Raw genomic sequence first — 21,927 nt, 5'->3', positions numbered from 1 at the left:
CGTCCTACGCTGCAGCTGACCAAACGCCAGCAACATAGAGCCACCTTCGGGTGGCTTTTTCATGCCTGGCCGAAGGGCCGGTTTCTAGAATTTCGGGCAGGTTGCGCCCGGCCGGCGGCACCATTTCGAGAACGCCATCACGAAAGCTCCCATGCGAAGCACCCCCCACAAAATGGCCGTCAACGTCGCCTGCGCCTTGATCGCCGTGCTCACCCTGATCGGCATCAGCGAGCTGTCGTATGACAAATCCATGGACGCGATGGACGAAGTGGCGCAGGCCCACCTCACACGCAGCCATGTCCAGCGGCTGCTGCGCGACGTGCTCGACGCGGAGACCGGGCAGCGCGGCTACCTGTTGACCGGCGACACCATGTACCTGGAGCCCTACAAGGCCGCCATTGCGGACATAGGCCAGACGCAGGACCAGTTGCGCGAACTGCTCGCCGCGCGCCAGGACCAGGCCGGCACGCTGTCGCTGCTGGGGCGGACGGTGCAGCGCAAGCTGGCGGAAATGGACCTGTCCATCCGCATGAAAAACGAAGGCAAGGACGAGGCCTGGCGTTTTGTCCTGACCACGGAAGTGGGCAAGGAGCAAATGGACGCCATACGCAACAGCGCCGGCCGGCTCATCGAAGAAACCAACCAGGACACCGCGAGGGGCTATGCGGAAGTCCGGCGTTCGCTGTTGCTCACGCGCATAGGCATTACCCTGGTGGCGACCGTCGCCTTTGTGGCCTTCTGGCTGTATTTGCGCCAGACCGCCGCCCTGGACCAGGCCGGACAGCGCCAGCAACTGGCATTGCAGGCCGAGCGCGACCTGCTGAACGTCCAGGTCAAGGAGCGCACCAGCCGGCTGGCCGAGCTGGCCACCCACCTGCAGCAGGTCCGGGAACAGGAAAGAGAGCACCTGGCGCGCGAACTCCACGACGAACTCGGCGCGCTGCTCACGGCCGCAAAGCTCGACATCACGCGCATCAAGGCCAAGCTGTCCGGCGAAAACGGCGACTTGCCGGCCCGCATCGAACATCTGATTGAAACGCTCAACAGCGGCATCGCCCTGAAGCGGCGCATCATCGAAGACCTTCGCCCTTCCTCGCTGTCCAACCTCGGGCTGCTACCGGCCCTGGAGATCCTGACGCGCGAGTTCGCCCAGCGTTCGGGCTTGAGCATCGTCACCAACCTCGAGCCGGCGGAACTGGACGAAACCTTGCAGCTGACGGTCTACCGGCTGGCCCAGGAGGCCCTGACCAATATTGCCCGCTATGCGCAGGCGCAGAACGTGGAAATCAACCTGTTGAGCTACAAGGACTACATCATCGTGACCGTGCACGACGACGGCCGGGGCTTCGATCCGCAGGCCGTGCAGGCATCCAGCCACGGCCTGCAGGGCATGCGCCACCGGGTGGAGGCCTCGGGCGGCCACCTGGAAATCAACACCACCCAGGGCACAACCATCTCGGCCACGCTGCCGCAGGTGGTGCGGCGGAGCGCGGCGGCGCATGTGGCGGGCGGCGCGAACGAAGGCCCGCCTCAGCCGCGCGTGTAAGGCGTCTTCCCGATATGCAGGGTATGGCCCAGTTCCTCGGAGGGCTGGCCATCGGCCTTGGGTTCGGGGATGGTTTTGTTGGTGCCTTCCCGGCCGAAGTCGTCTGAGGGGGTCTTTTTGGGCCGCCTCGCTGGAGTTTTTGTGCCGCCGGCCCGAGGGCTTTCCGGCTCGGCGCTGGTTTTTGCTTTCATCACCGTCTGCCGGAATCCATCAGGTGACAAAACTGCTGCCGCTTGCGGCATAGCCGGACCCGCCCACCGCCTGGGGCTTTGCCGCCGGCAGGCCGAACTCCTTGCCGGATACCGGAAAAGGCCAGGGATGGCGCGAGCGGGCCGGCTCGGCCGCAGACTCCCGCGCCGGGCGCATGGCACGGCTGTCCTGGGCTTCTTCGCGTGGAAAACTGTCTAGAAACATGGTGATGCCGGGTCCGGCCCCTGAATGAAGAGGATTTGACTGTAGGGGCCAGCATGGGCGGCAGCTCGTCAGCGGGAGAGGAATTGCGTGTAGGACAAGCTCGGATCGACGCGCATGGCCGGCACCCAGGCTCAGTTCCCTTGGCGCCGCCCGCGCGGGTGGCAACGGGGCCCAGTGCACGCCACGGCTTCCCGCTCCACACTTGAAAACAGGATTTTCCAGCACGCAACCTTGAAAACACCCCGAATTGCCCCTATGATTAGCACTCGATGGTATTGAGTGCTAACAAGGCCTCGTCAATCCACCAAAGTTAACAAGCACCCACTTTACGCGGGTGCTTTTTGATTCCCAAAACCCAGTGTTCTCAAACAAGGAGCTCTCATGAAACTTCGTCCTTTGCACGACCGCGTGATCGTCAAACGCGTGGAAAACGAAACCAAAACCGCTTCCGGCATCGTCATTCCCGACAGCGCCGCTGAAAAGCCTGATCAAGGCGAAGTGCTGGCCGTTGGTCCAGGCAAGAAGAACGACAAGGGCGAACTGAGCCCCGTTGGCGTGAAAGTGGGCGACCGCGTCCTGTTCGGCAAATACAGCGGCCAGACCGTCAAGGTCGACGGCGACGAACTGCTCGTCATGAAAGAAGAAGACCTGTTTGCCGTGGTCGAGAAGTAATTCTTCGCCGCCTCAAACCCCTTATTAACTGAATTCTGGAGAATTAAACATGGCAGCAAAAGACGTCATTTTCGGCGGCGAAGCCCGCGCACGCATGGTCGAGGGTGTGAACATCCTGGCCAACGCCGTCAAGGTAACCCTGGGCCCCAAAGGCCGTAACGTGGTTCTGGAGCGCTCGTTCGGCGCCCCCACGGTGACCAAGGACGGCGTGTCCGTCGCCAAGGAAATCGAACTGAAGGACAAGCTGCAGAACATGGGCGCGCAGATGGTCAAGGAAGTCGCTTCCAAGACCTCCGACAACGCCGGCGACGGCACCACCACCGCCACCGTTCTGGCACAAGCCATCGTCCGCGAAGGCATGAAGTACGTGGCCGCCGGCATGAACCCCATGGACCTGAAGCGCGGTATCGACAAGGCCGTGCTGGCCCTGACCGAAGAGCTCAAGAAGGCTTCCAAGCCCACCACCACCTCCAAGGAAATCGCCCAGGTCGGCTCGATCTCCGCCAACTCCGACGAATCCATCGGCAAGATCATTGCCGACGCGATGGACAAGGTTGGTAAGGAAGGCGTGATCACCGTGGAAGACGGCAAGTCCCTGCAAAACGAACTCGACGTCGTCGAAGGCATGCAGTTCGACCGCGGCTACCTCTCCCCTTACTTCATCAACAACCCTGAAAAGCAGTCCGCGCTGCTGGACAACCCCTTTGTGCTGCTCTACGACAAGAAGATCAGCAACATCCGCGACCTGCTGCCCACCCTGGAGCAAGTGGCCAAGGCCGGCCGTCCGCTGCTGATCATCGCCGAAGAAGTCGAGGGCGAAGCCCTGGCAACCCTGGTGGTGAACACCCTGCGCGGCATCCTGAAGGTCGTGGCCGTGAAGGCTCCCGGCTTCGGCGACCGCCGCAAGGCCATGCTGGAAGACATCGCCGTCCTGACCGGCGGCAAGGTCATCGCTGAAGAAGTCGGCATGTCGCTCGAAAAAGTGACGCTGGCCGACCTCGGCCAGGCCAAGCGCATCGAAGTGGGCAAGGAAAACACCATCATCATCGACGGCGCCGGCGCCGCTGCCGACATCGAAGCGCGCGTCAAGCAAGTGCGCGTCCAGATCGAGGAAGCGACCAGCGACTACGACCGTGAAAAACTGCAAGAGCGCGTGGCCAAGCTGGCCGGCGGTGTTGCCGTGATCAAGGTCGGCGCTGCCACCGAAGTCGAAATGAAGGAAAAGAAGGCCCGCGTGGAAGACGCGCTGCACGCCACCCGCGCAGCCGTGGAAGAAGGCATTGTGGCCGGCGGCGGCGTCGCGCTGCTGCGCGCCAAGCAGGCTGCGGGCGCCATCAAGGGCGACAACGCCGACCAGGACGCCGGTATCAAGCTGGTGCTGCGCGCCATTGAAGCCCCCCTGCGCGAAATCGTCTACAACGCAGGCGGCGAAGCCTCCGTGGTGGTCAACGCGGTTCTCGGCGGCAAGGGCAACTACGGCTTCAATGCGGCCAACGACACCTACGGCGACATGATCGAAATGGGTATCCTGGATCCCACCAAGGTCACCCGCACCGCACTGCAGAACGCCGCTTCCGTGGCATCGCTGATGCTGACGACCGAAGCCATGGTGGCCGAGTCTCCAAAGGACGAAGCACCCGCCGGCGGCGGCATGCCAGGCGGCATGGGTGGTATGGGCGGCATGGGCGACATGGGCATGTAATGCCCGCCTGAGCTTCTCGCTCCATCAAAAAGGGCCGCTTTCGCGGCCCTTTTTTTATGCGTGCTTTTTTTTATTGCTCGCCCGTTGGGCCGGCGGGCACCCCCGGTGCGGCGCCTTCGTCATACTGGTTGGGGCCTTCCGAAGGCTGAACGCACCAGTACAGCAGCAGCAGGCCGACCACCGGGATCAGGCCGATCAGCAGCAGCCAACCGGTCTTGCCGATGTCATGCAGGCGGCGAACGCCCACCGCGATTCCCGGCAACAGCATCGCCAGCGCGGCAATGCCGTACAGGATGTTGCTGATCATGCCGGTGACGATCAGGACGATGATCTGGAACAGGAAGAACCACCAGAATTCCGGACGCGATGCCCGTCCGGTAAACGTGACGTACTTGGAAAAGCAGGTGGAAATGGCTTGGCCAAAATTCATGACAGTAATCCTCCTCACAAGGTGTTAACAGGGTGAATTCCCTGCCGCATGATAATGCGGCGCGCCTCGCGGGGCTACCGCGGCGGCCGAGGGGCCGGCGCGGCAGTCGATTTGGCGGGCCAAAACCACATTGCACGCATCCGTATAAACCTTGTACGAAGAACGTTTTCAATCGACAAAAGCCGTTGCGTCTGCGCTTCATCGCCGGGACAAAACCCCTATGCAGGCCAGCGCGCACCGGCGCTTGCCGCTACCATGACCATTGACACCGATTCCCTGGATGAACCTCCAACACCTTAAAACAGTCACCCAGCCACATCACCGGACTCGCCCCATGCCCCTTTCCAGACAACACCTGATTGCCGCGGCCATCATGGCCGTGTCCACGTTCCCCGCTTTCGCGCAACAGGCCGGCACCTGGTCTTTGTCGGCGGGCGTCACGCGCATCAAACCCTCCGTGGACAGCGGCACACTGACGGGCAACATACCCAACGTGCGTGTGGGCGTCAGCAACGACACCCGGGTGACGGGCGCGATCAACTACATGGCCACCGAGCACCTCAACCTGCACCTGCCGCTAGGCCTGGGTTTCCGGCATGACGTCACCGGCGACGGCACGCTCGCGGGTTTCGGCAAGGTGGCCGACACCCGGGCCCTTCCGGTCACGCTGATAGGCCAGTACCGCTTTTTCGAGGCCGAAGCACGGTTCCGGCCCTACCTGGGCGCCGGCCTGTCGTATGTGCGGTTTTACAAGGAGCAGGGCAGCGCCCTGCTGACCGCGCTGACCAACCCCGGCGGCCCGCCCACCGGCGTGTCCTTCAAATCCAAGCTGGCCCCGTCCTTCCAGGTCGGAGGCGTCTACAACCTCAATGACAAGTGGTTTTTGGAGGGTAGCTACACCAAGACCCTGCTGAAAACCCGCGGCACGCTGAGTACGGGCCAAACGATTGACGTGGTGCTGGACCCGAACTGCTTCACCCTGCAGCTGGGCTACAAATTTTGAGCGGGCCCTGACGCGGCGCTACTTGCTCGCGACAGCCGAGGCCGAAGCCGGTATGAGCTTGAGCGGCCCGTAGAAGGCCTGCAGCTGGCCTTCGTTTCTTTCACCTTCGGTAAAGACCGCGAAGCTCAGCAAGGCGCCCGGGTCTTCGCCAAAAGCCTTGCGGTAGTCGGCGCGGATGTCGCGCTCGTAGCTGCGCCATTCGTTGTAGCCATGGTCGCCCGAGTCGACGACGATCTTGCGGATGCGGTCGGTGCGGTCGTTGACGACGACCTCGCCGGGCTGCTTGACCCGCGACCACGAATAGACCAGGGTGGCGAACGGCATCTCTTCGCCGGTCAGCAAGCGGCTCAGCTCCGACAGCATGGCATTTTTCATCGACAGCCGCGAGCGGTCGCCTTCGAAGGCGAGCACCACCCGTACCGGCACATCCTCGAGCTGCGGCAGCGTGAGGTTGGCACCCGAGCCCGCGTTGGGCACGTTCCAGGAAAAGCGCACCAGGCCGAGCTGGTCCGGTTCGATGCGGTGGCGATGGCGCAAGATGCTGCCGGAAGCCTCGACCTTGGCGAGCACCGCGTCGCGGCCCTCATGGCGCACATAGCTGTAGCTGGCCGGCTGCTTGCCGGGCACGCGGAATATCTCCCACTTGAGGTCGTCGGGCTTGAGTTCGCCGGCTTTGGGCGGCGCCGACATCTCGGCCCAGGCCGTGCCGGTCACCCCTTCGGCCACACCCACAGTGCCGCCCTGGCTGACGGGCTCCTCGACGTCGGAGTCCTCAGCATCGGACGCGCGTGTTGCGCAGCCGGTGGCCAAAACCGCCGCGAAGAGCGCCAGCGCCGCAGCGAGCTGGGAAAACTGCAGGGAAGCTCGGCCGGACGGAACGGATCTGGACATGATGCGAAGTCATCGAAAAATCAGCGAAGCGGCAAGTTGACCACGAAACCGCGCACTCCCGTCAGGGAAAAAAGCACAGTTTTGCGTAAATCAGCCGGCAATTTTGCGCAGCAGGCCGGCCGTCGAGCCGTCAAGGCCGGACAGGTCGCCGCTTTGCAGGCGCGGCTCGATGTCCCTGGCCAGCACCTTGCCGAGCTCGACACCCCACTGGTCGAAGCTGTTGATGCCCCAGACAGCGCCGCTGACGAACACGCGGTGCTCCTGCAGCGCGACCAGCGCGCCCAGGCTGGCGGGCGTGAGCCGCTCCAGCAGCAAAAAAGTGCTGGGCCGGTTGCCGGGGAAATGTTTGTGGCCGCCCACATCGTCCTTGCCCTGCATCAGCGCTTGTGCCTGGGCCAGCACATTGGCCAGCAAGGTGGCGTGGTGCCCGGGCAGGCTGTGGCCGGCCTGCTTGACGGCGACAAACTCCACCGGCACCACCGAGCTGCCCTGGTGCAGCATCTGGAAATAGGCGTGCTGGCCGTTGGTGCCGGGCTCGCCCCACAGTACGGGCGAGGTGGCGAAAGGCAGGGCTTGGCCCTCGGCGTCGACGCGCTTGCCGTTGCTTTCCATCTCAAGCTGCTGCAGGTAGGCCGGCAGGCGCCGCAAGGCGCTGCTGTAAGGCGCGATGCTGCGGCTGCTGAAGCCGTGAAAATTGCGGTACCAGACGTCGAGCAAGCCCAGGCGCACCGGCAGGTTGCGCGCCAGCGGCGCGGTGCGGAAATGCTCGTCCATCGCATGCGCGCCGGCCAGCAGTTCGCAAAAGCCCGCCGCGCCTATGGCGATGGCGATCGGCAGGCCTATGGCCGACCAGAGCGAATAGCGCCCGCCCACCCAGTCCCAGAAGCCGAAGGTTGTCTTGATGCCGAAAGCGTTGGCCGCCGCGACATTGGTGGTGAGCGCCGCGAAATGCCTGCCTATATCCATGCCGCCCTGCGATTCAAACCAGCGCCTGGCCGAATGCGCATTGGTCATGGTCTCGGTAGTGGTGAAGGTTTTGGAGGCCACCAGAAACAGCGTGTTCTGCGGCTTGAGCCCTTGCAGCACGCCGGCCAGCTCGCCGCCGTCGACGTTGGAGACAAAGTGAAAACGCTTGCCGGGGATGGCGAATTCAGCCAGCGCCAGCACCGCCATCTGCGGGCCCAGGTCGGAGCCGCCTATGCCGATGTTGACGATGTCGGTGATGGCCGCGTCGGCGCGCAGTTGCTCGGCATAGGCCAGCATGGCGTCCAGGGTTTCATGCACGCGCGCGAAGTCGCCGCTCATGCCGGGGACCGCCGGGCTCCGCAGCAAAAAATGCATGACGGCGCGCTGCTCGGTGCGGTTGATCAGCTCGCCGGCAAACATCGCGTCGCGGTGCTGCTCGAGCCGGCATTGAGCGGCCAGTTCAAGCAGCAATGACTCGCTGGTCGTGTCGATCAGGTTTTTGGAGAGATCGGCAAAAACATGCGGCGCTTCCTGGCTGAAATGCGCAAAGCGCCCGGCGTCGGCCGCGAAGGCCTGGCGCAGGTCAAAGGATTTTCCCTGGGCGTCGAAGCAGGCCTGCAGCGCGGCCCAGGCCGGCGTGCGGTCGCAGCGGGGTCTTGGCTGCACGGCCATGCCTCAGGCTGCCAGCATCAGTTGTTCGAGCTTCACGGCGTCGGCCGCGAAGGCGCGTATGCCCTCGGCCAGCTTTTCGGTGGCCATGGCGTCTTCATTGAGCGCGTAGCGAAAACCCGCTTCGTCGTAATTGACGGCGGGCAAGTCCAGCGCGGCCGCAGCCTTGGCGTCGAGTGCGCGCGACAGCGGCGCCTCGGAAGCCGCCAATTGGGCCAGCAGTTCGGGGCTGATGGTCAGCAGGTCGCAGCCGGCCAGTGCGGTGATCTGGCCCACGTTGCGAAAGCTCGCGCCCATTACTTCGGTGGCGATGCCGAAGTGCTTGTAATGGTTGTAGATCTCGCGCACCGACTTGACACCGGGGTCATTGGCGCCGGCCATCGCGGCTTCATCCCAGGCCGCGCCGGCGAACTTTTTGTACCAGTCGTAGATACGGCCGACGAAGGGCGAGATCAGTTGCACCTTGGCCTGGCCGCAGGCCACCGCCTGGGCGAATGAGAACAGCAGGGTGAGGTTGGTATGGATGCCGCGCCGCTCGAGCCTTTCGGCCGCCTGTATGCCCTCCCAGGTGGCGGCGACCTTGATCAGCACGCGGTCTATGTGTATGCCCTCGGCCTGGTAGAGCTCGACGATGCGTTCGCCGCGCGTATAGGTGGCATTGGCGTCAAAGCTCAGGCGCGCATCGACTTCGGTCGAAACGCGGCCCGGGATGATGGAGAGGATTTCGCAGCCGAAGCGCACCAGCAGGCGGTCCATGGTTTCGTCAAGGGCGCGCCCCTTGAAGCGAGCCACGGTGTCCTTGAGCAAAGGCTGGTAGTCGGCCTTTTGCACCGCCTTGAGGATCAGCGAGGGGTTGGTGGTTGCGTCCTGCGGCTTGAACTGCCCCAGCTGCTTGAAATCACCGGTGTCGGCAACCACGGTGGTGAACTGTTTGAGGGCGTCAAGTTGGGTCATGGCAAGGATGCTGGGCAAAAACGCGAAAGTGGTCCGGATGAAACACCGCGGAAGCACCTGGAGGCGTGCATCGCGCGGGTTCAGGGTCGAGTTACCATTATGCCCATAGAATATGAAACTTAATTACCAAGACACTTTTTTACCATGAGTTTTGACCTCATCCTCTTCGGCGGCACCGGCGACCTGGTGTGGCGCAAGATCATGCCGGCCCTGTTCCAGGCCTTTCGCCATGGCTCACTGCCGCCGGGCGGGCGCATTGTGGGCGTGGCGCGCGACGATTTGTCCGACGACCAGTACCGCGCCCTGATCAAGTCCCGCTTCGACAATGTCGAGCTGGCCAAACGCCCCAGCGAGGAGGAGTTCTCGCGCTTTGCCGCGCTGCTGGGCTACCTGCGCATGGATTTGTCCAATCCGGCCGATTACGCGGGGCTGGCCGCCAGGCTGCAGCAGCGGCCGGCCGATGTGGTCGTGATGTATGTGGCGACGGCGCCCAGCCTGTTCACCACGGTGTGCGAGCAGATTGCCGCCGCAGGCCTGAACGGCCCGCAGACGCGCGTGGTGCTGGAAAAACCGCTGGGCCACGACCTGGCCTCGAATCGCGCCATCAACAAGACGGTGCGCAGCGTGCTCAGCGAGCAGCAGATCTTTCGCATCGACCACTACCTGGGCAAGCCCTCGGTGCAAAACCTGTTCGCGTTGCGCTTCGGCAATTCGCTGTTCGAGCCGCTGTGGCGCCGCGAAACCATCGCCAACATCCAGATCACGATCGCCGAGGACCTGGGCGTGGAGAAACGCGGGGCGTTCTACGACAGCACGGGCGCGCTGCGCGACATGGTGCAGAACCACGCGCTCCAGCTGTTGTGCGCCATCGGCATGGAGCCGCCCATCAACTCGCATGCCGACGCTATACGCGACGAAAAGCTCAAGGTGCTGCGCTCGCTCAAGCCCTGGACGCCTGAAACGCTGGGGCAGCACGTGGTGCGCGGCCAGTACGCGGCCGGCAACATCGACGGCGAGGCCGTGCCGGGTTACCGCGACGAAAAAGGCGTGCCCCCCGACAGCCGGACCGAAACCTTTGTCGCCCTGCGCACCGAGATCGCCAACTGGCGCTGGGCCGGCGTGCCCTTTTACATCCGCACCGGCAAACGCCTGGCCGGCCGCGACGCGCACATCGAGGTCAACTTCCGGCCGGCGCCGCACGCGATTTTCAAGGCCTCCACCTCCGGCTCCAACGTGGCCAACCGGCTAGTGATCAACCTGCAGCCCAAGGACGGCCTGGAGCTGCACCTGCTGGCCCAGGGCGCAGACCAGCGCCGCGGCACGCCCTCGCTGGCGCCTGTGCAACTGGACCTGGATTTCGACAAACGTTTCGGCTCCGAACGCGTGGGTGCCTATGAACGACTGCTGCTGGACGTGATCGACGGACGACTCAACCTCTTTGTGCGCAGCGACGAACAGGAAGAAGCCTGGCGCTGGGTGGAGCCCATCCTGGACAGCTGGAGCAACGATTCCGGCGCACCTCGGCCCTATGCCGCCGGCAGCTGGGGGCCGAGTGCCTCGAGTGCGATGATCGCCAGGGACGGATATTGCTGGTCTGAGGAGTGCTGAGCATGCTCGACCGAATCAAGGCGTCTCTTTCCTCCCTAGCCCCCGCCGAACAACGCGTGGGCCGCCTTGTGCTGTCCGACCCGCGGGCCTTTGCCAACCTGCCGATCACCGAGCTGGCCGGCCGCTCGCATGTGAGCAAGCCCACCGTGGTGCGCTTTTGCCGCAGCATGGGTTACGACGGCCTGTCGGACTTCAAGCTCAAGCTGGCGGGCAGTGTGAGTGAGGGCGTACCCTTTATCCACCGCAGCGTGGACGCCGACGACAAGACTGCCGATGTGATGGTCAAGGTGATAGACAACACCGTGGCGGCGTTTTTGAAGTACCGCAACGATGCGAGTTCGGTGGCCGTGGAAAGGGCCGCCGACGCGCTGCTGGCGACCTACAACACCGGCAAACGCATCGAGTTTTTCGGCGTGGGCAATTCGGGCATCGTGGCGCAAGACGCGCAGCACAAGTTCTTTCGGCTGGGCATCACCAGCATTGCCTACAGCGACGGCCATATGCAGGTCATGAGCGCCTCGCTGCTGGGCCCGGGCGACTGCGTGGTGGTGATTTCCAATTCGGGACGCACGCGCGACCTGATGGATGCCTGCGACATCGCCCGGAAAAACGGCGCCACCACCATCGTCATCACCGTCACCGGTTCACCGCTGGCCGCGGCCGGCAACATCCACCTGGCGGCCGACCACCCCGAGGGTTATGACCGCTACAGTCCCATGGTGTCGCGCCTGATGCACCTGATGATCGTGGACATCCTGGCGACCTGCGTGGCGCTGCGCATAGGCAGCAAGCTGCAACCGTTGCTCAAGGAAATGAAGAACAACCTGCGCAACAAGCGCTACGCCTGAATTCAGGCCAGCGGCAGCGAGCGCTCCACAATGCCCGCGAACAGCGCCGAGCCCAGCGGCAGCACGCTGTCGTTGAAGTCGTAGCAGCTGTTGTGCAGAAAACGGCTGCCCACGCCACCGGTGGTGCCGCCCTTGCCGTCTGGCAGCTGTTCGCCCTGGCCCAGGCGCAGGTAGGCGCCGGGCTTGACGCGCAGCATGAAGGAAAAATCTTCCGAGCCCATGCTGGGTTCAAGATTGCTCACCACGTTTTCCGCGCCCACAAGCTGGTCCGCCACCGCGGTGGCCAGCGCGTATTCGGCCGGCGAGTTGATGGTGGCCGGGTAGATGCGTTCGTACTTCACGGTGGCGGTGGCGCCGAAACCCTGGGCCACGGCCGCGCACAATTCCTTGAGGCGGCGTTCGACCTGGTTCTGCACCTCGGGCTTGAAGGTGCGCACGGTGCCCACCAGCACGGCTGTTTCGGGCACCACGCTCATGGCGCCCAGGTCACCCGCCTGGACGGCGCAAATGCTGATCACGGCGTTGTCCATGGCCTTGACGTTGCGCGACACAATGCTTTGCACCGCGGTAATGATGTGAGCGGCCACCAGCACGGGATCCACCGTCAGGTAAGCGTGTGCGCCGTGGCCGCCCTTGCCGGTCACCTCGATGGTGATGCGGTCGGCCGCGGCCATCATGGGGCCGGGGTTGATGCCTATGGTGCCGGGCCGCATCGCGGGCCAGTTATGCATGGCGTAGATCGCCTGCACCGGGAAACGCTCGAACAGGCCGTCCTTGATCATCGCGTCGGCCCCGCCGCGCCCCTCTTCCGCGGGCTGGAACACCAGCACGGCGTCGCCGGCGAAGTTGCGCGTCTCGGCCAGGTAGCGGGCGGCGCCCACCAGCATGGTGGTGTGGCCGTCGTGGCCGCAGCCGTGCATCAGGCCGGCCTTGGAAGACTTCCAGCCGAACTCGTTGTGCTCGGTCATGGGCAAGGCGTCCATGTCGGCGCGCAGGCCCACCATGGGCCTTGCGCCGGCCTTGGCGGGCTGCTGGCCCTTGATGACGGCCACCACACCGGTCTTGCCGATGCCGGTGTGCACCTCGTCAACCCCGCACAGTTTGAGCGCATGCACAACGCGGCTCGAGGTATAGACCTCTTCGAAGCCGAGTTCGGGATGGGCATGCAGGTCGCGCCGGAAGGCCGTCAGCTCGGGGTGGTACTGCACGATCTGCGCGAAAGCACGGCCGCTGGCGCGCAGCTGGAGTGGCCGGTCATCGGCGTTGTCGGGACTGTCTGCCGCGGTGGATGGGAGGGAGGAGGCAGCTGGAAGGCTTGGAAGGGTGGCCGGAGCGCGCATGTCAGTGAGGTCCGAGTTCAGCAGTTTGAATACTAGTCTTGAAGGGATGGCGGTGCAAACACGGGGCTTTGTGAAACCCTGGCCGATGCGGCGGTCATGCCGGGGGCGGCTGAGGCGTTCAAGGTCTTGTTGATCAAGCTGACAGGGCCGTACCATGCCGAGGCTTTTTGCCGTGTGTTGTCGCTGTCCGTCATGATGGCAATGCCGACCAGCGCGCCCGGCGCTTCGCCGAACGCTTTTTCATAATCGGCGCGAATGTCGCGCTCGTAGTCGAGCCAGCGGCCCAGCCGCGCGGGGCCGGACTCAAGCACCAGCTTGCGGATGCGGTCGGTGCGGGGGTTGATCACCACGCTTTCCGGCGCGCTGTGGGTGCCCCACACATACATGAGGGTCGCATAGGGCATGGGCTCGCCCGTCAGGGCCAACGCCAACTCCGACAGCATGGCGTTTTTGGCGGAAAACTTGGAGCGGTCGCCTTCGAAAGCCAGCAGCACGCGTACCGGAGAGTCATCGCTGTCGCGCTGGGTCATGTCGGCGCCGGAAATCATCATGGGCACCTTCCAGGAAAAACCCAGTTTGCCCAGTTCCGAAGGCTCGACACGCAGATGTTGCCGCAGCATGCTGGCGGCGCTGTCGGACTCACCGAGGACGGCATTGCGTCCGTCCAGGCGAACCGCCCGGTAACGCGTGGATTTTTTACCCGGAAATGCGCAGTGCTGCCACTTCACCGTCTCGGGGCTTGAAACAGGGCTTGCATTGGAATTCAAGGGCGACGCCGACGTCCACTGCACATCCTGGCTGGCTGCGGGCGCGCTTGTTTCTATTCCCGCGCAGGCGGCCAGCAAAGACAGGCAACTGATGACCATAAGGGTGCGCAGCGCGCTCAAGGAGAAAAAAGGCGGCGATGTGGTCATGAAAAAAATGGCGGGCAATCGGGGAGGCTGCCAGGCTTGCGGCCTTGATGCACGTAGAAAAACAAAGAACCAGACAACTCAACGCGGCGCGCGCGGAAAAGTTTCAAAAAACCGCACGGCTTTTTCCATAAAAAAAGCCGCCTCGGGTTTCCCCGAAGCGGCTTTTGGATTCTCATAAGAAACTGGCTTACGCCAGCTTCAAATTAGAACGTGTGGCGAATACCAGCGCCGTAGGTGGTCACGCGGCCGATGTTGCTGGCCGTTGCTGGCGTTGCAGCATTGAACAGGTTGATCGTGTTGACCAGGTTGTCATAGGTCTTGGTGCTCTGTGCGCCTGCGTACAGGGTCGTACGCTTGCTCAGAGAGTACAGAGCCTGGATACCGTAGCCGGTAGCCTTGCCCAGGTCATCACCCTTGGACTGTGCGTAACCTGCGCTCAGAGTCGTAGCACCCAGGGGCACTGCAACGCTCAGGTTCCATTCCTTTTGTGCAGCGGTAGAAGAGCCAGGAGCCACGTCCTTGTATTTTGCACGGTTGAAGCCTGCGCCAACTTTGGCAACGCCGAAGTCATATGCAACGCTGATCAGGGAGTTTTCCAGTGCTGGGGTGCCACCGCCAGCGCGGCTGAAGCCTTCAGACTGGTAGCCGCCGGACACCAGCAGTGGGCCGTTTGCGTACTTCAGGTAAGCAGAAACGGTCTTGCTTGCGTTCGTGCCAGGAGTAGCGCCCACGCCTGCGGTCTTGTCTTCACCCAGAGCGTACATCACCGAACCGGAGAAGCCGCTGAAGTTAGGGGAAACGTACTTGACGCTGTTGTTGAAACGCGTGTTGTAACCAACCCAGGTCGTGTTGCGGCTCAGGAAAGCTGCACCAACGTTCACGAGCGCGCCGCGGAGAGCAGCAGCGTTAGCGGGGGTAGGAGCGGCAGCGGCAGCAGCAGCAGCGGTGTTCAGAGCGGTCAGCGTGGTGATGCTGTTACCGTTGTTGGTATTCGAAGGATCGAAAATGGTAGCGCCCATCATGGCGTGGTCGCCGGCAACGTCGTCGTACGAGCTGGAGTTGCGACCGATGGTCACGGTACCGAAGCCGCTGGTGATACCCACGTTGGCGCGACGGCCGAACAGCAGGCCGCCTTGAGCGGAAGCGCCGGTGTCGATGTTGAAGCCGCTTTCGAGGTTACCGATGACAGCCATGCCGCCGCCGATGTCTTCGCTAACGCGAATGCCCCAACGCGAACCGTTCAGGCCGCCGGAGTCAATCTTGGTCTGGGTCAGGCTTTGCAGCGTTGCAGTTGCGCCAGCGCCGGCTGCGACGTTGGTTTTGAAGCTTTGAACGTTGGCGTCGAGCAAACCATAGATGGTCACGGTCGACTGAGCTTGAGCTGCACCAGCCATCGCGCCGAGTGCGGCCAAAGCGATAAGGGTCTTTTTCATTGAGAGTTTCTCCAAGGTTAAACATAGGGCTCCGGCACGGGGACCATTTTGGACTTGCGTCTTCGTGGCTCCACCAGAGACCCGGGCCAACCCCCTTTCGGGAAGTTGGGTCTATTGCACCAGACTGGGCTCCAATTCGCAAAGGAATGCCTGAAAAAACAGCCAACCCGTTGTGCTCAAACCACAAAAGAACAGCGATGCGTGGAAAAGAAACAACGCCCGCAAAAGCCGGGCTCCGGCTGGCCAGAATCCGGTTTCTGGCCTGATTTCAGCCGACTCCATGAAAAAGCCGCTTCAAGAAGCGGCTTTAGGGAGTTTTAGATCAACTCTGGATCAGAACGTGTGGCGAATGCCAACGCCGTAGGTGGTGGTCTTGCGCTCGGCCGCGCCGCCAGTTTCCTTGCCAGTCTGAACGCCAGCGTACAGGTTCGAACGCTTGGACAGCGCATAGAGGGCAGCCACGCCGTAGCCGGTACGCTTCAGATCGGGAACTCCGCCCAGCAGGGTGCTCTTGGAGCGGGCATAGCCGCCGGACAGCGTCAGCGCGCTGGAGACAGGGAAGTCCAGACCGATCTGGTATTCCTTCGTCTTGTCCGCCGCAACGCCGGTGATGGGGGTGGTGCCGTTCTTCACGTTGCCGTAAGCGCCGAGCAGCTTGACCACGCCGAAGTCGTAGGAGCCGTTCAACTGCGTGTACTTGACGGCGGTGGCGGCGGCCGTGGTTTTTTCGCTCTGATAAGCCAGCGAAGCGCCGATGGGGCCGTTTGCGTAAGCAACGTTCACGCTGATGATTTTGCCGGCGCCGACAGCAGCGGTCTTGTTCTCACCGAAGCTGTACATACCAGCAGCGGAGAAACCGCTGATATTCGGAGTTTCGTAATAGATCGAGTTACCTGGGCGGTCCGAGTAGCTGTTGCTGGCCCACACGCTGGTGGAAGGCGCAAACAGCAGCGAGTCAAAGCCAGCGGCACCGGAACCCTTGACCATGTCGTACGGGGTCCACATCTTGCCGAACTTCAGTTCACCGAAGCCGCCGGAAACGCCAACCCATGCCTGACGGCCGAAGACCGCGGTGGATGAATTACCCGGTGCACCATAGGGGTTGGTATAGCCGTTGGCAACACCGGTGCTGGGATCAAAGCCGGCTTCCAGCAGGAAGTTGGCTTTCAGGCCGCCGCCGAGGTCTTCAGAACCTTTCAGGCCGAAACGGCTGGTCTGCAGACCACCGCCGCTGCCGGAGAAAGGATGTGGGACGTTCACGCCGGACTGGCTGAGGTTGTTGTCCTTCACGGTACCGATCCATGCATCCACGAGGCCGTAGATGGTCACGGTGGACTGGGCGGATGCCACGCCGGAAACGGCCAGCACTGCCAGGGCGACTAGGCTTTTCTTCATCATTAAAAATCTCCAAAAAGGTGGGGAACACATGAACACATAAAAATTGCGAACATTTAAAGGGCTTTCTGACTAACCCCAGGTCGATTTCAATCGATCTGTCATAAATCGCACAAAGCCCTTGCCGTTCCATTAGCAACTTTCACGCCCGATTGTTGGCCCCTCGCGACACATCGGGTACTGCGCCTTGCAGCAGGGCATCACTTTGGCCAGACATGCCTCTCGATATCGCACGAACACACCAAAATGGCGCTTTTTTCGCGCGATGCATCGTTTTGGTGAAATCGCGCCGGCAGCCCGGTCTCCCAGGGCAAATCCCGAGACAAAGCGACACCCGGTTTCTCGCCGCATTGCCGTGATGATTCGCCAGAATGTGGCTCACTTACCACGGGCCGTCCAAAATAGAGCCCCCGCCCTAAGCCACGTTGAGGCATCCACCGAAGAGGCGCCAGACCAGCCCCCGGCCGGACCCGGGATCCGCCGCCACAGAGGGAATGCGCGGGAAATGATGGACTTGCCCGGCGTTTTTCCGGGCCTTGCCGGGGCGGCAAAAACCTCGGGTTTTCCCCTGTCGCGAAAGTGATACCCCCCGTAGTGGCACTCTTTACGGTTCACCCCATCGCCATTAATCTTTCCTTCACAAAGACGGCCTGCAGGGTAAGGACGGGCGTCAAGATTTTCCCGCCATTCACCGATTTTTTATCAATAAAACTCCTGGAGACTCCATGAAAAAACTGACCCTCGTTGCAACTGCGATCATGGGACTTTTGTCCACCTCGGCCGCCATGGCGCAAAGCACCGTGACCGTCTACGGCATTCTTGACGCAGGCTATAACCACGTCAGCGGCCTGCGCCAAGGCTCCGTCAGCACGATTGCCAGCGGCATCATGGAAGGTTCGCGCTTCGGCCTTCGCGGCTCGGAAGACATCGGTGGCGGCTACAAGGCCATCTTCACCCTCGAAAACCGCCTGGAACTGGACACCGGTTCCGTGACGAACCGCCCGAACTCCGGCACCCAGATGCCTGACCGCGTCGCCACCTCGGTGGCCGCCGGTGTCGCGGGCCTTCCGATTCCTGTCGCAACCCGCGACGCGATCATCACCAGCGTGAACACCACGCTCGCGACCGGCGCATTCGGCGTGAACCTGGCCGGCAACCTGTTTGACCGCCAGGCCTATGTCGGCATGGTGACCCCCATCGGCGCCTTCACGCTGGGCCGCCAGTACACGCCCGGCTACCTGGTGGCCGCGCAGTTTGACGCTTCGCAGACCCAGTCCAGCCTGGCCGCCGGCCAGGTCGCTAGCCTGCCCGCCGCCTTCGACATCCGCCTGAGCAACACCCTGCAGTACGCGATCCAGACCGGCGGCGTCACGGCATTGCTGATGTACGGCGCGGGTGAAGTTGCGGGCAGCAGCTCCGCAAGCAGGTTCTGGGGCGGCATGGCCACCTACAAGGGCGACGGCTTCTCGGTGGGTTATGGCCACAACGGCAAGAACAACGAGCTGGGCCAGAAATCCCTGACCAACGACCTCATCGGCGCCACGGTCGACGTCGGCCCCGGCACCCTGTACGGCCAGTACGCCACCATCAAGGACGACAATCCAAGCGGCATCTCCTCGATCGGCACTTCGGTCACCACCTCCACGGGCAGCGCGGCCGTCGGCGCGGCGTTCCAAAACGCCTACAACGCAGCCTTCCGCCAGGACGCCCGCCTGATGCACATCGGCTACCGCCTCACCACCGGCCCACACACCTGGGTGGTGGCCTTTAACCGCCTGGACGACAAACGCACGGTGAACGCCGATACCGATTCCTACGGTTTCACTTACACCTACGCGCTGTCCAAGCGCACCAACCTGAATGCCGTCCTGACCCGCTTCAACAACAAGGGCCAAGGCCAGGTTGCCCCAGGCGGCAACGGTTTCCTCGGCGGCGTGACCGCGTCGGCCGGCGTTGGCTCCACCAACATCGCCCTGGGCATCCGCCACACGTTCTAAACCGGAACCCCGCTGCCCGGACTCAAACCGGGCCGGTTACGCAAAAAAGCCTCCTCACGGGGGCTTTTTTCATGGGTGTTCTCATGGCCCAAGCCTGGCGCTAACATGGCACCATGACCACCGCACTCGACACCGCGCTGAATGCCGCCGACGGCGCATTGCGCACCCTCTTCGCCGCCCCCCGCGCCAGCCGCGCCTGTCCCACCGTGCCCGGTGAAAAAACCGAGCTGGCGCTGCAGGACAAGGCCTTGTCCGGCGCGCTGATGCGGGTCAACCATGTGGGAGAGGTCTGCGCGCAGGCCCTGTACGCGGCGCAGGCGCTGGGCACGCGCGACCCGGCGCTGCGCGAGCATTTTCTGCAGGCCAGCCGCGAAGAAGGCGACCACCTGGCCTGGACCAAGGCTCGCTTGGACGAACTGGGCGCCCGCCCTTCGCTGCTCAACCCGCTCTGGTATGCCGGCGCCTTCGGCCTCGGGCTGGTCGCCAGCCGGTTGGGTGACCGCCTGAGCCTGGGCTTTGTCGTCGAGACCGAACGCCAGGTCGAAGCCCATCTGGCCGGCCACCTGGAGCGCCTGCCGCAGGGCGACCACGAGTCACGCGCCATCGTGGCGCAGATGAAAGATGACGAAGCCCTGCATGCGCGCGAGGCCGAGCAGGCCGGCGCCCTGCAGCTGCCCGAGCCGGTCAAGGCGCTGATGCGCTCGGCGGCGCGCGTCATGACGACGACGGCGCACTACCTCTGAAGCGGCGGCGCCCCGTCCGGATGGCTTAAACCTCCAGCACCTCGAAGCTGGTGGTGATCTCCGCGGTTTTCGCCAGCATGATGGTGGCCGAGCAGTATTTGTCGTGGCTCATGGCCACGGCGCGCTCCACGGCGCTGGCGGCAAGTCCCTTGCCCGTCACCACGAAGTGCATGTGGATCTTGGTGAACACCTTGGGGTCCACCGGCGCCCTTTCGGCGCTCAGCTTGACCGAGCAGCCACGCACGTCCTGGCGGCCGCGCTTGAGGATCAGCACCACGTCATAGGCCGTGCAGCCGCCAGTGCCCGCCAGCACGGTCTCCATGGGCCGGGGCGCCAGGTTGGCGCCGCCGTTTTCGGGCTTGTCCGCGTCGGGTGCGCCATCCATCACCAGGGTATGGCCGCTGCCGGTTTCGGCGAGAAAGCTCATGTTGGAGCGAGACCCTGTGATAGTGCTGTTGCCCGTCCAGCTCACCGTGCATTCCATAAACTCCGCTCCTTATGCATAAGATTTATAACTGAAACCGTGAAAAATGTGGAGTTTGTGCCACAAGAGATTGTGCAGCGCAACATTGCTCCGCTATACTGAAATCATCGCACCAATACCGATGCCCCCGGCATCCCAAGGTATTTTGTGCACTGGTTGTCTCCTCCACCTCCTCTAAGGGTGGATTTACAGGCCCAGACCGCAAGGTCTGGGCCTTTTTTCTTGCCGGCACGACTTCTTGCGGCGCTTCTTCGCTTGTTTCTCGCCCCACTATGATGTCAGGCTGCGAGAAAAACATGCCCACCCCGACCAAACCCGCCTCATCCCGCCCCAAAACCGCCCCGTCTGCCAAGCCCGGCAAGCCGCTCAGCCCCGCCGACTACCTGAAAAAAATTCTCACGGCGCGTGTCTACGACGTGGCCGTGGAATCGAATCTTGAGCCCGCCAGGAACCTGGGCCTGCGCCTGAAAAACACCGTGCTGCTCAAGCGCGAGGACCAGCAGCCGGTGTTCAGCTTCAAGCTGCGCGGCGCTTACAACAAGATGGCCCATTTGAGTCCGGCGCAACTCAAGAAAGGCGTGATCTGCGCCTCGGCCGGCAACCACGCGCAGGGCGTTGCACTCAGTGCGCAAAAGCTCGGCACCAGTGCCGTGATAGTGATGCCCATCACCACGCCGCAGCTCAAGGTCGACGCCGTCAGGGCCTGGGGCGGAAATGTCGTGCTGCACGGGGAAAGCTACTTCGATGCCTATGCTCACGCCGTAGTGCTCGAGAAAAAACATGGCCTGACCTTTGTGCACCCATTCGACGACCCGGACATCATCGCCGGGCAAGGCACGATCGCGATGGAAATCCTCATGCAGTTGCAAAGCCTGGGCTCCAGCCGGCTGGACGCCGTGTTCGTGGCCATAGGCGGCGGCGGGCTGATCTCCGGCGTGGCCAACTACATCAAGGCCGTGCGGCCCGAGATCAAGGTCATAGGCGTGCAGATGAACGACTCCGATGCCATGCTGCAGTCCGTCGATGCCCAAAAACGCGTCACCCTGAGCGACGTGGGCCTGTTCGCCGACGGCACGGCCGTCAAGCTGGTGGGCGAGGAAACCTTCCGCATCAGCCGCGAACTCGTCGATGAATTCATCACCGTCGACACCGACGCGGTCTGCGCCGCCATCAAGGACGTGTTTGTCGACACGCGCAGCATCGTCGAGCCCTCGGGCGCGATGGCCGTGGCCGCCGTCAAGCAGTACGTGGCCACCCACAAGACCAAGGGCGAGACCTACGCCGCGATTTTGAGCGGCGCCAACATGAACTTCGACCGCCTGCGCTTTGTCGCCGAGCGCGCCGAGGTCGGCGAAGAACGCGAAGCCCTGTTCGCCGTGACCATTCCCGAAGAGCGCGGCAGCTTCCGGCGCTTTTGTGAAGTCATAGGCGAGCTGCCCGGCGGGCCGCGCAGCGTGACCGAGTTCAACTACCGCATCAGCGACGACGCCAAGGCCCATGTCTTCGTGGGCCTGACCACCTCGGCCAAGGGCGAGAGCGGCAAGATCGCCGCCAATTTCTCGCGCCACGGCTTCAAGACCCTGGACCTCACGCACGACGACCTCGCCAAGGAACACATACGCCACATGGTGGGCGGGCACAGCGCCCTCTCCAAGGACGAGCGTCTGTTGCGCTTCATCTTTCCCGAGCGCCCCGGCGCGCTGATGAAGTTTCTCTCCAGCATGCGGCCGGGCTGGAACATCAGCCTGTTCCACTACCGCAACCAGGGCGCCGACTACGGCCGCATCCTGGTGGGCCTGCAGGTGCCCAAGGCCGACAACAAGGCCTTCAAGGAGTTCCTCGACACGCTGGGCTACCCCCATGTCGAAGAAACCGCCAACCCGGTTTACCGGCTCTTCCTGCAAAGCTAGGGCACGCC

The 21,927-nt window shown here is 63.1% G+C and carries 21 protein-coding genes; 10 read left to right on the top strand and 11 right to left on the bottom strand.

All coding sequences use genetic code 11. From position 1 onward, the window contains the following. Nucleotides 1–151: 151 nt before the first annotated feature. Complete coding sequence (locus BLQ85_RS14060; RefSeq protein ID WP_074577879.1) at nt 152–1,546, top strand: CHASE3 domain-containing protein; 1,395 nt, start codon at nt 152–154, stop codon at nt 1,544–1,546. Here the strand turns inward: BLQ85_RS14060 and BLQ85_RS14055 are convergent. Both BLQ85_RS14055 and BLQ85_RS14050 read right to left on the bottom strand, forming a co-directional pair. Next, on the bottom strand, nt 1,531–1,737 hold the full coding sequence (locus BLQ85_RS14055; protein ID WP_074577878.1) for a hypothetical protein: 207 nt from the start codon (nt 1,735–1,737) through the stop codon (nt 1,531–1,533). The genes BLQ85_RS14060 and BLQ85_RS14055 overlap by 16 nt on opposite strands. Before the next feature lie 19 nt (nt 1,738–1,756). Further along, on the bottom strand, nt 1,757–1,960 hold the full coding sequence (locus BLQ85_RS14050) for a hypothetical protein (protein WP_074577877.1): 204 nt from the start codon (nt 1,958–1,960) through the stop codon (nt 1,757–1,759). A gap of 381 nt (nt 1,961–2,341) precedes the next feature. Between BLQ85_RS14050 and BLQ85_RS14045 the strand changes: the two genes are divergently transcribed. Together BLQ85_RS14045 and groL are read left to right on the top strand one after the other, a co-directional pair. Beyond that, nucleotides 2,342–2,632, top strand: a complete 291-nt coding sequence (locus BLQ85_RS14045; protein WP_007872916.1) for a co-chaperone GroES — start codon at nt 2,342–2,344, stop codon at nt 2,630–2,632. A gap of 49 nt (nt 2,633–2,681) precedes the next feature. After that, nucleotides 2,682–4,334 (top strand): chaperonin GroEL, encoded by a 1,653-nt coding sequence (groL, locus tag BLQ85_RS14040; RefSeq protein ID WP_074577876.1) that lies wholly within the window; start codon nt 2,682–2,684, stop codon nt 4,332–4,334. Between the two features lie 70 nt (nt 4,335–4,404). Here groL and BLQ85_RS14035 read toward each other — a convergent pair whose 3' ends face one another. Beyond that, nucleotides 4,405–4,764 (bottom strand): DUF805 domain-containing protein, encoded by a 360-nt coding sequence (locus tag BLQ85_RS14035; RefSeq protein ID WP_074577875.1) that lies wholly within the window; start codon nt 4,762–4,764, stop codon nt 4,405–4,407. Between the two features lie 334 nt (nt 4,765–5,098). Here BLQ85_RS14035 and BLQ85_RS14030 point away from each other — a divergent pair, with 334 nt between their 5' ends. Then, nucleotides 5,099–5,767 carry an OmpW/AlkL family protein gene (locus BLQ85_RS14030; protein WP_074577874.1) on the top strand — a complete coding sequence of 223 codons (669 nt, stop codon included), beginning with the start codon at nt 5,099–5,101 and terminating at the stop codon, nt 5,765–5,767. Nucleotides 5,768–5,785: 18 nt separating this feature from the next. Here BLQ85_RS14030 and BLQ85_RS14025 read toward each other — a convergent pair whose 3' ends face one another. The 3 genes from BLQ85_RS14025 to tal all read right to left on the bottom strand — a co-directional run bounded on the left by BLQ85_RS14025 (nt 5,786) and on the right by tal (nt 9,247). Further along, nucleotides 5,786–6,658, bottom strand: a complete 873-nt coding sequence (locus tag BLQ85_RS14025; protein ID WP_083336862.1) for a DUF3047 domain-containing protein — start codon at nt 6,656–6,658, stop codon at nt 5,786–5,788. Nucleotides 6,659–6,748: 90 nt separating this feature from the next. Continuing rightward, a complete protein-coding gene (gene pgi / locus BLQ85_RS14020; protein ID WP_074577873.1) occupies nt 6,749–8,296 on the bottom strand; it encodes a glucose-6-phosphate isomerase in 1,548 nt (515 codons plus the stop codon). A gap of 3 nt (nt 8,297–8,299) precedes the next feature. Further along, entirely contained in the window at nt 8,300–9,247 is a 948-nt protein-coding gene (gene tal / locus BLQ85_RS14015; RefSeq protein WP_074577872.1) for a transaldolase, read from the bottom strand. Nucleotides 9,248–9,391: 144 nt separating this feature from the next. Between tal and zwf the strand changes: the two genes are divergently transcribed. Both zwf and BLQ85_RS14005 read left to right on the top strand, forming a co-directional pair. Beyond that, the gene (gene zwf, locus BLQ85_RS14010; protein WP_074577871.1) at nt 9,392–10,855 is read left to right on the top strand and encodes a glucose-6-phosphate dehydrogenase; all 1,464 of its coding nucleotides are present in this window, start codon (nt 9,392–9,394) and stop codon (nt 10,853–10,855) included. Nucleotides 10,856–10,857: 2 nt separating this feature from the next. Further along, nucleotides 10,858–11,703, top strand: a complete 846-nt coding sequence (locus BLQ85_RS14005) for a MurR/RpiR family transcriptional regulator (protein ID WP_074577870.1) — start codon at nt 10,858–10,860, stop codon at nt 11,701–11,703. 2 nt (nt 11,704–11,705) lie between these two features. Here the strand turns inward: BLQ85_RS14005 and BLQ85_RS14000 are convergent, their stop codons facing one another. Both BLQ85_RS14000 and BLQ85_RS13995 read right to left on the bottom strand, forming a co-directional pair. After that, on the bottom strand, nt 11,706–13,043 hold the full coding sequence (locus BLQ85_RS14000) for a M20 aminoacylase family protein (RefSeq protein WP_254806442.1): 1,338 nt from the start codon (nt 13,041–13,043) through the stop codon (nt 11,706–11,708). Between the two features lie 32 nt (nt 13,044–13,075). Beyond that, entirely contained in the window at nt 13,076–13,771 is a 696-nt protein-coding gene (locus BLQ85_RS13995; RefSeq protein ID WP_254806441.1) for a DUF3047 domain-containing protein, read from the bottom strand. On the opposite strand from BLQ85_RS13995, the gene BLQ85_RS24815 reads away from it, so the two are divergent. Continuing rightward, nucleotides 13,731–14,135, top strand: a complete 405-nt coding sequence (locus tag BLQ85_RS24815; protein WP_254806440.1) for a hypothetical protein — start codon at nt 13,731–13,733, stop codon at nt 14,133–14,135. The two genes, BLQ85_RS13995 and BLQ85_RS24815, sit on opposite strands and share 41 nt — an antisense overlap. A 25-nt stretch (nt 14,136–14,160) precedes the next feature. On the opposite strand, the gene BLQ85_RS13990 is transcribed toward BLQ85_RS24815, so the two are convergent. Continuing rightward, a complete protein-coding gene (locus BLQ85_RS13990) occupies nt 14,161–15,390 on the bottom strand; it encodes a porin (protein ID WP_074577868.1) in 1,230 nt (409 codons plus the stop codon). A gap of 333 nt (nt 15,391–15,723) precedes the next feature. Next, on the bottom strand, nt 15,724–16,788 hold the full coding sequence (locus BLQ85_RS13985; protein ID WP_074577867.1) for a porin: 1,065 nt from the start codon (nt 16,786–16,788) through the stop codon (nt 15,724–15,726). A gap of 722 nt (nt 16,789–17,510) precedes the next feature. On the opposite strand from BLQ85_RS13985, the gene BLQ85_RS13980 reads away from it, so the two are divergent. Both BLQ85_RS13980 and coq7 read left to right on the top strand, forming a co-directional pair. Then, nucleotides 17,511–18,782, top strand: a complete 1,272-nt coding sequence (locus BLQ85_RS13980; RefSeq protein ID WP_074577866.1) for a porin — start codon at nt 17,511–17,513, stop codon at nt 18,780–18,782. 113 nt (nt 18,783–18,895) lie between these two features. Continuing rightward, nucleotides 18,896–19,525, top strand: a complete 630-nt coding sequence (coq7, locus tag BLQ85_RS13975; protein WP_074577865.1) for a 2-polyprenyl-3-methyl-6-methoxy-1,4-benzoquinone monooxygenase — start codon at nt 18,896–18,898, stop codon at nt 19,523–19,525. Nucleotides 19,526–19,550: 25 nt separating this feature from the next. Here coq7 and BLQ85_RS13970 read toward each other — a convergent pair whose 3' ends face one another. Next, complete coding sequence (locus BLQ85_RS13970) at nt 19,551–20,009, bottom strand: OsmC family protein (RefSeq protein WP_074577864.1); 459 nt, start codon at nt 20,007–20,009, stop codon at nt 19,551–19,553. Between the two features lie 296 nt (nt 20,010–20,305). On the opposite strand from BLQ85_RS13970, the gene ilvA reads away from it, so the two are divergent. Beyond that, complete coding sequence (gene ilvA / locus BLQ85_RS13965; RefSeq protein WP_254806439.1) at nt 20,306–21,919, top strand: threonine ammonia-lyase, biosynthetic; 1,614 nt, start codon at nt 20,306–20,308, stop codon at nt 21,917–21,919. The last annotated feature ends 8 nt before the right edge of the window (nt 21,920–21,927 follow it).

This window comes from Polaromonas sp. JS666 (genome assembly GCF_900103405.1).
Lineage (GTDB): Bacteria > Pseudomonadota > Gammaproteobacteria > Burkholderiales > Burkholderiaceae_C > Polaromonas.
Note: the sequence above shows the minus strand (reverse complement) of the source record. Positions and strands in the feature narration are given on the sequence as shown.